This is a genomic window from Pseudokineococcus marinus, assembly GCF_013004605.1.
GTDB classification, from domain to species: domain Bacteria; phylum Actinomycetota; class Actinomycetes; order Actinomycetales; family Quadrisphaeraceae; genus Pseudokineococcus; species Pseudokineococcus marinus.
The window spans coordinates 1-8,471 of the sequence record NZ_JABEMA010000132.1 but is presented as its reverse complement, the minus strand read 5'-3'; the positions used below and the strand labels follow the sequence as shown (position 1 = coordinate 8,471).

At 76.3% G+C, this 8,471-nt stretch carries 12 protein-coding genes; 6 read left to right on the top strand and 6 right to left on the bottom strand.

Annotated features, from left to right (window positions below; translation table 11 throughout):
- Positions 1-20: 20 nt before the first annotated feature.
- The 3 genes from HLB09_RS18530 to HLB09_RS09795 form a co-directional block, all read right to left on the bottom strand.
- Positions 21-524: a GNAT family N-acetyltransferase gene (locus HLB09_RS18530; RefSeq protein ID WP_212770857.1), complete on the bottom strand. Its 504-nt coding sequence runs from the start codon at positions 522-524 to the stop codon at positions 21-23.
- A complete protein-coding gene (locus HLB09_RS09800) occupies positions 521-715 on the bottom strand; it encodes a hypothetical protein (RefSeq protein ID WP_171203199.1) in 195 nt (64 codons plus the stop codon). The genes HLB09_RS18530 and HLB09_RS09800 overlap by 4 nt, the downstream gene beginning before the upstream one ends.
- 70 nt (positions 716-785) lie before the next feature.
- The gene (locus HLB09_RS09795) at positions 786-1,313 is read right to left on the bottom strand and encodes a PadR family transcriptional regulator (RefSeq protein ID WP_171203198.1); all 528 of its coding nucleotides are present in this window, start codon (positions 1,311-1,313) and stop codon (positions 786-788) included.
- Between the two features lie 104 nt (positions 1,314-1,417).
- Here HLB09_RS09795 and HLB09_RS09790 point away from each other — a divergent pair, with 104 nt between their 5' ends.
- The 4 genes from HLB09_RS09790 to HLB09_RS09775 all read left to right on the top strand — a co-directional run bounded on the left by HLB09_RS09790 (position 1,418) and on the right by HLB09_RS09775 (position 4,556).
- A complete protein-coding gene (locus HLB09_RS09790) occupies positions 1,418-1,915 on the top strand; it encodes a DUF2306 domain-containing protein (protein ID WP_171203197.1) in 498 nt (165 codons plus the stop codon).
- Between the two features lie 130 nt (positions 1,916-2,045).
- The gene (locus HLB09_RS09785; RefSeq protein WP_212770856.1) at positions 2,046-2,894 is read left to right on the top strand and encodes a transporter substrate-binding domain-containing protein; all 849 of its coding nucleotides are present in this window, start codon (positions 2,046-2,048) and stop codon (positions 2,892-2,894) included.
- A 97-nt stretch (positions 2,895-2,991) separates the two neighbouring features.
- Positions 2,992-3,789, top strand: a complete 798-nt coding sequence (locus tag HLB09_RS09780) for an amino acid ABC transporter permease (protein WP_409372996.1) — start codon at positions 2,992-2,994, stop codon at positions 3,787-3,789.
- The gene (locus HLB09_RS09775; protein ID WP_171203196.1) at positions 3,786-4,556 is read left to right on the top strand and encodes an amino acid ABC transporter ATP-binding protein; all 771 of its coding nucleotides are present in this window, start codon (positions 3,786-3,788) and stop codon (positions 4,554-4,556) included. Before HLB09_RS09780 ends, HLB09_RS09775 begins: the two co-directional genes overlap by 4 nt.
- A 95-nt stretch (positions 4,557-4,651) precedes the next feature.
- On the opposite strand, the gene HLB09_RS09770 is transcribed toward HLB09_RS09775, so the two are convergent.
- Positions 4,652-5,224 (bottom strand): dihydrofolate reductase family protein, encoded by a 573-nt coding sequence (locus HLB09_RS09770; protein WP_171203195.1) that lies wholly within the window; start codon positions 5,222-5,224, stop codon positions 4,652-4,654.
- 117 nt (positions 5,225-5,341) lie between these two features.
- Here HLB09_RS09770 and HLB09_RS09765 point away from each other — a divergent pair, with 117 nt between their 5' ends.
- Positions 5,342-5,710 carry a TfoX/Sxy family protein gene (locus tag HLB09_RS09765; RefSeq protein ID WP_171203194.1) on the top strand — a complete coding sequence of 123 codons (369 nt, stop codon included), beginning with the start codon at positions 5,342-5,344 and terminating at the stop codon, positions 5,708-5,710.
- On the opposite strand, the gene HLB09_RS09760 is transcribed toward HLB09_RS09765, so the two are convergent.
- Entirely contained in the window at positions 5,701-7,095 is a 1,395-nt protein-coding gene (locus HLB09_RS09760) for a permease prefix domain 1-containing protein (protein WP_171203193.1), read from the bottom strand. The two genes, HLB09_RS09765 and HLB09_RS09760, sit on opposite strands and share 10 nt — an antisense overlap.
- A complete protein-coding gene (locus HLB09_RS09755; protein ID WP_171203192.1) occupies positions 7,095-7,463 on the bottom strand; it encodes a PadR family transcriptional regulator in 369 nt (122 codons plus the stop codon). Before HLB09_RS09755 ends, HLB09_RS09760 begins: the two co-directional genes overlap by 1 nt.
- Before the next feature lie 105 nt (positions 7,464-7,568).
- Between HLB09_RS09755 and ligD the strand changes: the two genes are divergently transcribed.
- On the top strand, positions 7,569-8,471 hold a 903-nt coding region (gene ligD, locus HLB09_RS09750), incomplete at its 3' end, for a non-homologous end-joining DNA ligase LigD (RefSeq protein ID WP_171203191.1).

Genomic DNA, 8,471 nt, shown 5'->3' with positions numbered 1-8,471 from the left:
GGCGGCCCCGCCGGCGCCGGTCAGACCCGGCGCCGCAGGCGCCGCTCGCAGCCCGCGTCGGGCGAGGGCCCGTCGTCGACGAAGCCGTGCCGCGCGTAGAGACGCGCCGCCGCGTCGTTCCCGGGCGCCACGGAGAGGACGACGTCGACGCCGGGGTGCTCCGAGGCGGCCCACGCGACGACGCCGCGGACGGCCGCGTCACCCGCCCCGGTGCCCCGCGCCTCCGGGGCCACCCACAGCGAGAGCAGCTCGACGACGTCCTCCTCCCCCGGCGCGGCGGCGGCCACGACGCCGACCGGCTCGCCGTCCCGCTCGACGAGGAGGTGGAGGGCGACGTCGCGCAGGCGGGCGCGCCAGCGCTCCTCGCGGTCGCCGTCGCCGCTCCACTGCGCGAGGGTCGAGCCGAAGGCGCCCGGGGCGTCCGCGAGCGCTGCCCGCCGCAGCCGGCGCCAGAGGCGCCAGTCCTCCTCGCCGAGGCGGCGCAGCACGAGCCCCTCCCACAGAGGTGGGTCGGGAGCGGTCACGACCGCACCAGGAGGGCGAGAGCGCGGTCCGGCACCGGGTGGTCGGCGTGGGCGAGCCGGACGTCGCAGCCGCTCGGCAGGTGCTCCCCCACGCCCGGGTCGGCGTGCAGCGCGTGGACCTCGTCGAGGTCCTCCTCCACCGGACGTCTCTGCTCGAGGCGCTCGGTCGTCACGGCGGCCAGGTCGTCCACGGCCGGATGGTGGCAGGCGGCGCCGACAGCCGCGGGAGCGACCGCACGACCCAGGCCGGCCGCGCCCAGCTCAGCCGCCGGTGACCTCCGGCGGCAGCGCGTCGAACCACCCGAGCACCGCCTCCTCGTAGCGCAGCCCGAAGTCGAGGGTCACGAGGTCGACGGGCCGGGCGCCGGCGGCCAGCGCCTCGGCCCGCTCGCGGCGGTACCCCGCGAGGCGGGCGGCGTGGACGGCTCGGTGCTGGGCGACGAAGGCCGCCAGCTCGCCCGCGGGGAGGTGGCGGGCGAAGGCCAGGGTGAGCAGCAGCGGGTACCGGATCTGCTCCTCGGCCGGCGGCCGGGCCAGCCACGCGCGGAACGCCGCGCGGCCGTCGTCGGTGAGGGCGTACGCGCGCCGGTCGCGAGGGCCGGTCTCCTGCGCGACGACGAGCCCGGCGCCCGCCATGGCCGAGAGCTCCCGGTACACCTGGCTGCGCGTGAGGCTCCAGAAGTTGCCGATCGACCGCTCCGCCGTGCCGACGAGGTCGTAGCCCGACTGCGGGCCGTCGTGCAGGAAGCCCAGCAGCGACGCCGCCGTCGCGTTGAGCGTGGTCGCCACCCGCCCCTCCTCGTCACCGTCCTCGCACGTCACCCTTGACGTTCCACAGTAGACGGTGTCACGCTCGGCACTCACACAGTCCACAGTGGACGACGGGAGCCCTCATGGACCTGCACACCGCCCTGCTCGTCCCCCACGTCGTCGCGGGCGGCGCCGGGCTCCTGCTCGGGCCCGTCGTCATGGCGCTGCCGAAGCGGCGCGACCGGCACGGCCTGGCGGGGCGGGTCTACGTCCCCGTCACGGTCGTCATGACGACGACCGCCCTCGCCCTCGCGGCCCTCGACCCAGGTCGCCTGTGGGGGCTCGCCATCATCGCCGCCGCGACGCTCACCACCGCGCTGGCCGGAGCGGCGCTGGCCCGCCGCCGCCCGCCCGGCTGGCTGGCGGCCCACGTCCGCCTCATGGGCGCGTCCTACCTCTCCTTCGTCACGGCCTTCCTCCTCACGCAGTGGTCGAGCCCGCTCGCCTGGGTCCTGCCCACGCTCGTGGGGACCCCGCTCATCGCCCTGGCCGTGCACCGCCTGCCCCCGGCCGCGCGCCGGGGCGGGCGACCGCGCAGCGCCCCCGCACCGGCAGCAGCAGCGGCGGCACCCGAGGGGTGAGCCGGTCACGGTGGCGTCACGGTCCGCGACGACCACGGACCGGCGCCGACGCCGCCGACGCCCGCGGTGGCAGAGTGCGCCCACCCCGCACGTCGACGCGCGCGGGCGCACCCGAGCACCGGAGGACTCCGTGAGCAGGACCAGGACGACCGTCGCCGCCGCCGTCAGCGCGCTGGCGCTGCTGGGCGCGGCCGGGTGCGGCGGTGACGACGGCGGGACCGCCGCCGGTGGCGGCGGCAGCACGGGCGGCGGCGTCGAGCTCGTGAGCGACGGCGTCATCACGACCTGCACGCACCTGCCCTACGAGCCCTTCCAGTTCCAGGAGGGCGACGAGGTCGTCGGCTTCGACGTCGACGTCGTCGACGAGATCGCCTCCGACCTCGGGGTCGAGCAGGAGATCGTCAACATCCCCTTCGAGACCATCCAGTCCGGCGAGGCCCTCAACGCCGGGCAGTGCGACGTCGCCGCCGCGGGCATGACGATCACCGACGTGCGCGAGGAGAACATGGACTTCTCCACGCCCTACTTCGACGCGACGCAGGCGCTGCTCGTCCCGGCCGACTCGGGCATCAGCTCCGCGGAGGACCTCGACGGGCTCCAGCTCGCCGTCCAGTCGGGCACCACGGGCGCCGACTACGCCGCCGAGAACATCCCCGGCGCCGAGCTCGTCACCTACGAGGACCTCGGCCTGCTCCTCACGGCCGTGCAGACGGGGCAGGTCGACGCCGGCATCAACGACAACGGCGTGCTCCTCGACTTCGTCGCCGACAACCCCGAGCTCGCCGTCACCACCGAGTTCGACACCGGCGAGCAGTACGGCATCGGCGTCCGCACGGGCAACACCGCGCTGCTCGACCAGGTCGACACCACCCTCGAGCGCATCCGCGAGGACGGCACCTACGACGAGATCTACACCGAGTGGTTCGGCTCGGCGCCGAGCGCCTCGTCGTCGCCGTCCCCCAGCGCCTCGGCCAGCTGACCCACGACCCCGCCGGGCGGCACCACCGCCCGGCGGGCCCACGAGGCCAGGAGGCCCGGTGACCAGCTCGACCACCGCCGACGCGCGCCCGACCGGCCTGCGCGGGGCGCTGCGCTCGCCCCGCCGTCGTGGGCAGGTGGTGCGGGCGGTCCAGTACGCCCTGCTCGTGGCCGTCGTGCTCGTCGTCGCGCTCACCGCGGACTGGGGGCAGATCCAGCGCGCCTTCCTCGACCCCGAGGTGGCCGCCGCGCAGTTCCCGTCGGTCCTGTCGGTCGCGCTCCTCAACACGGTGACCTTCACCCTGCTCGGCTTCGCCTTCGGGCTGGCCCTGGGGCTCGTCCTCGCGCTCATGCGCCTGTCGAGCGTGGGTCCCTACCGGTGGCTGGCCACGGGCTACATCGAGTTCTTCCGGGGCCTGCCGGCGCTGCTCGTCTTCCTCGCGATCGGCACGGGGGTGCCGCTCGCCTTCCCCGGCACCTTCCTCAACCGCTACGTGACGATCATGCTGGCGCTGGGCCTCGTCGGGGCCGCCTACATCGGCGAGACGATCCGCGCGGGCATCCAGGCCGTCCCCCGGGGCCAGGTCGAGGCCGCGCGCTCGCTCGGCATGTCGCAGGGCCGGGCGATGGTGACCATCGTCATCCCCCAGGCGTTCCGGATCATCCTGCCGCCGCTGACGAACGAGCTCATCATGCTGACGAAGGACTCCTCGCTGGCCTTCCTCCTCGGCAGCACGACGGCCCAGCAGGAGCTCGCGCAGTTCGGGCGCCAGGCCCTCACCCAGTACCGGAGCCTCACGCCCGTGCTCGTCGCCGGCGCCTGCTACCTCATCATCACCGTGCCGCTCGGGATCCTCGTGCGGCGCCTCGAGGCGAGGACGGCGAGGTCGCGATGAGCACCACCCCTGCGGCCGGGGACGACGTCGTCGTGCTCGACGGCCTCGTCAAGCGCTTCGGCGACACCGAGGTCCTCACCGGCATCGACCTGGAGGTCCGGCGCGGCGAGGTGGTCTGCGTCATCGGGCCGTCCGGCTCGGGCAAGTCCACGCTCCTGCGCTGCGTCAACCTCCTCGAGCAGCCGAGCGGCGGCCGCGTGCTCGTCCGCGGCACCGACGTCACCGACCCCGACTGCGACATCGACGCCGTCCGCCGCCACGTCGGCATGGTCTTCCAGGGCTTCAACCTCTTCCCGCACCTCACCGTCATCGAGAACTGCACGGTCGCGCAGCGGAAGGTCGCGAAGGTAGGGAAGGCCGAGGCGGAGCGGCGGGCGCAGGCGAACCTCGACCGCGTGGGCCTCGGCGACCGCGGCGGCGCCTACCCGGCCGAGCTCTCCGGCGGGCAGCAGCAGCGCGTGGCGATCGCCCGGGCCCTGTCGATGGAGCCCGACCTCATGCTCTTCGACGAGCCGACGTCGGCGCTCGACCCGGAGCTCGTCGGTGACGTCCTCGAGGTCATGCGCGACCTCGCCGACGAGGGCATGACGATGCTCGTCGTCACCCACGAGATGGCCTTCGCCCGGCAGGTCGCCGACCGGGTCGTCTTCATGGACGGCGGCGTCGTGGTCGAGGAGGGCCCGCCGTCGCAGGTCATCGGCGCGCCGCGGGAGGCGCGCACGCGCGACTTCCTCGACCGGGTGCTCAACCCGACGCACGAGCGCTGAGGACGTCGCGCTCCGCCGGACCTGCTCGACGACGGTGACCGAGGACGGTCACCCCCGTCGAGCAGGTCGGGCGCGCTCACGCGGGGCGGCCGCCGTCAGCGGCGCACCCAGCGCTGGTAGCCGATGCCCGACCGGAAGGCGGTCGCCTCGGCCAGCCGCAGCCCTGACGCCTCGTAGCCGTCGGGGAAGAGGCGCCGCCCGGCGCCCTGCACGACGGGGTAGGTGAAGAGCCGGTACTCGTCGACGAGGTCCGCCGCGACGAGCGCGTGGCACAGGGTGATGGAGCCGGTGCACACGACGTCCTGCCCGTCCGCCTCCTTCAACCGCCGCACCTGGATGACCAGGTCGTCGGCTCCCGACGGCCGGAGCACGTCCGCGCCCTCCCACGCCGGCTCGTCGAGCGTCGCCGAGACGACGTGCTTGCGGACGCCGTCCAGGTACTCCGAGATCCCCGTCGTGTCGCCCTCAAGGTCGCGCCAGTACCCGCGGAGGTCCTCGAAGGTCCGGCGCCCGACGAGCAGCGCGTCGGCGGCGGCGTCCTGTCGCCGGTTCTCCTCGAGCAGGTCGCCGTTGTCCGCGTCCCCCTGCGCCTGCGGGACGAACCAGTCGCCGAGCATCTCCACCCGCCCGTCGAGCGTGACGTTCTGCGTGATCGCGAGCGTGCGCACCGGTCCCCCTCGGGTCTCAGGGGCCCCGCCCGGTGCGGCGCCCCTCACCGGGGTCGACCCGGCCCGGCGGCTGCGCTCATCGCCCTGCGGAGGGCGGGACGGCGCCACACTCCTGGCGTGGCCTACGACGAGGACCTCGCCGAGCGCGTCCGCGAGGCGCTCGCGGCCGAGCGCGACCGCGCCGAGAAGGCGATGTTCGGCGGTCTCGCCGTCCTGCTCGGCGGGCGCATGGCGGTCGCCGTCAGCGGCAGCGGCGGGCTCATGGTGCGCGTGGACCCGGACGAGGCCCTCGGCCTGCTCGAGCGCCCGGACGTCGGGCCCGTCGTCATGCGCGACCGGCCCACCCGCGGCTGGGTGCTCGTCGCGCCGGCGGCCCTGACCGACGACGACGAGCTGCGCGGGTGGGTCGAGCGCGGCGCCCGTGAGGCGCGCCGCGCGGCGCCGCCGGCCCGCGGACGCCGACCGCGGGGAGGCGGTCAGCGGTAGGAGAAGACCGGCGGCAGCACGAGGACGACGAGCGCCGCCCAGGCCACGAGGACCGGCAGGTACGACGTCTGCCAGCGCGCGAGCCGGTCGGCGCGGACCCGGCCGGCGAGGAAGCCCGCCGCGAGGACGGCGGCCACGAGGAGGTCGACGAGCAGCACACCGTTGAGCCCCAGAGCCGCCACGCGGTTGGGCGTCAGACCCAGGTCGCCGACGCGCCCCAGCAGGGCGACGAGCACGAGGGCGTCGAGCACGAGCGCGGCGACGACGGCGACGAGCTGGGCGACGTCCATCGCGCCCGGACGCCGGTCGGGCCGCTGGGCGGACAGCGCGTAGAGCACGAGCCCCAGCACGACGAGCAGCAGCAGGTCGAAGCCGAGCAGCAGGTCCCGGTCGAAGTCGGCCGCGAGCCCCGTGAGCGCGTACACGGTCGCCGACGCCGTCAGCACGACCGCGAAGAGCGGCGTGAAGACGGCCGTCAGCACCGGCGCCATGTTCTCGACGACGGACTGCTTGGCCTCCACGAGCCACGCCGCGACGACGACGGCGCCCGCCGCCCCCGAGGGCACGAGCCACAGCAGCACCTGCTCGACGACGGCGTCCCCGAGCGGGGCGAGGAGGAGGACCGTCGCCCCGACGAGAACGCCGCCGCCGAGGGCGATGAGCGCGTAGTAGACGACCCACTCGCCCGTGGCGCGGACGACGTCCATGCGCGCGGACGGCGAGCGCCACCGCCCGCCGACGAGCGCGTACCCGACGGCCGCCCACAGCACGACGGGCAGGTGCAGGGCGACGAGCACCTGCGTCGACGAGCCCTCCGCCCACGGCGGGAGGAGGACGAGCGCCGCACCGGCGGCGAAGGGGGCGGCGACGACGAGCCACCGCGCGCCGAGGCGCTCGCCGTCCTCGCGACCGGCCCCGACGAGGGCGGCGAGGAAGGGCAGGACGACGACGGGCGCGAGGCCCGCGACCGCCACCTCGCCCAGCGTCCCGCCGAGCAGCCGCAGCACCTGCACCGCCAGGGCGGCGCCGACGGCCAGGAGCACCGCCCGCCGCAGTCGCCGGCGTCCCGCAGCCGCACCCGGCGGCGCGAGGACGAGCTGCTTCCACAGCCGGTCGCCGTGCTCGCGGGCGTACTCGGCCGACAGGGCGTCGACGGCGCCGAGGCGGCGCACGCCCACGAGGAAGGCCTCGTCGTCCGTGAGCCCCGCGGCGCGGAGGTCGTCGACCTGGTCGCGCAGGTGCGCCTCGAGCTCCTCGACGTCCGCCGGCGAGACGGCGGGCGACCGGCCGACGTGCGCGCGCCAGTCCGCGACGCGCGCCTCGAGGTCGGCGGGTCCGCCGGGCTCTCCCGACGGCGTCCGCCCCGGGTCCGTCGCGTGCGCCATCACGCCGTCCCCAGCGCAGGGCCGCCCACCGCGGGCGACGCCGCGGCGGGCCACGCGCCCTCGAGCGCCCGGACGACGGCGCCCCACTGGCGGCGCTGCTCGACGAGGGCCGCGCGGCCGTCGTCGGTGATGGCGTAGTACTTCCGGCGCCGCTCCCCGGGCGGGGTGCGCCACTCGGCGACGACCCAGCCCTGGCGCTCGAGCCGGTGCAGGAGCGGGTAGAGCATCCCGTCGGCCCACTCCAGCTCCCCGCGGCTGACCTCCCGCACGCGCTGCAGCAGCGCGTAGCCGTAGGTCTCGCCCTCGGCGAGCAGGCCCAGCACCAGCGGCGACGCCGACGCCGCCACGAGGTCCTTGTCGATCCGCACGACCGCCTCCTCCCGGCGTCCGCACGCCGGCCCGACACCTTGTGCTGCTATGCATAGCACCGCGAGGCCTCGTGCCGCCAGCCCTCGCGGGCGCAGACTGCCCCCGTGCCCCGCAGCCCCGGCCCCGCCGAGGAGCGCCACGGCGTCCCCCTCAGCTCCCTCGACGACGAGCTCTTCGACGGCGCCGGCGCGACCAAGCGCGACCTCGTCGACCACGTCGAGGCCGCGGCGGACCGCCTGCTGCCCGAGCTCGCGGGCCGCCCGCTCACCGTCGTCCGGGTCCGGCCGGGTCAGCGGCCCTTCGTCCAGAAGAACCTGCCCGCCTCGGCGCCGCCGTGGGTCGCGGTGCGGGAGGTGTGGTCGGAGGCCTCCCACCGGACCGTCCGGTACCCGCTCGTCGAGGACGTCCGGACCCTCGTGTGGCTCGCCGGGCAGCGGGCCGTGGAGCTGCACCCCACCGTCCTCGACGGCGAGGGCCGAGCGTCCCGGCTCGTCCTCGACCTGGACCCGCCCGAGGGGGCGGGGGCGGACGCCGTCGTGGCCGCGGCCCGGCTCGTGCGCGCGGCGCTCGACGACGCCGGCCTGGCCTCGGCCGTCAAGACGAGCGGGGCCAAGGGCCTCCACGTCGTCGTCCCCGTGCGGGGCCTGGCGGTCGAGGACGCCGCCGCGGCCACCCGTGCGCTGGCGGCGCGCGCCGAGCGCCTCGGCCCGGAGGTGGCGACGACGGCCTACCTCCTCGCCGACCGCGGCGGGCGGGTCTTCCTCGACCCGACCCGCGCGGGCGGCGGGACGCTCGCGTGCGCCTGGAGCCCCCGGGTGCGGCCCGGCACGCCCGTGTCCTGGCCGCTGGGGTGGGACGACCTCGACGGCTGGGCGCCCGGGCACCCGTCGCTGCACGAGGCCGCCGCGCTGCTCGTCGGGCGGGTCGCCGGGGAGGACCCGTGGCGGGCCGCCCTGCCCGACCCGCAGGCCGTCCCCGCGACGCTGGTCGCCGAGGGGCGCACCATC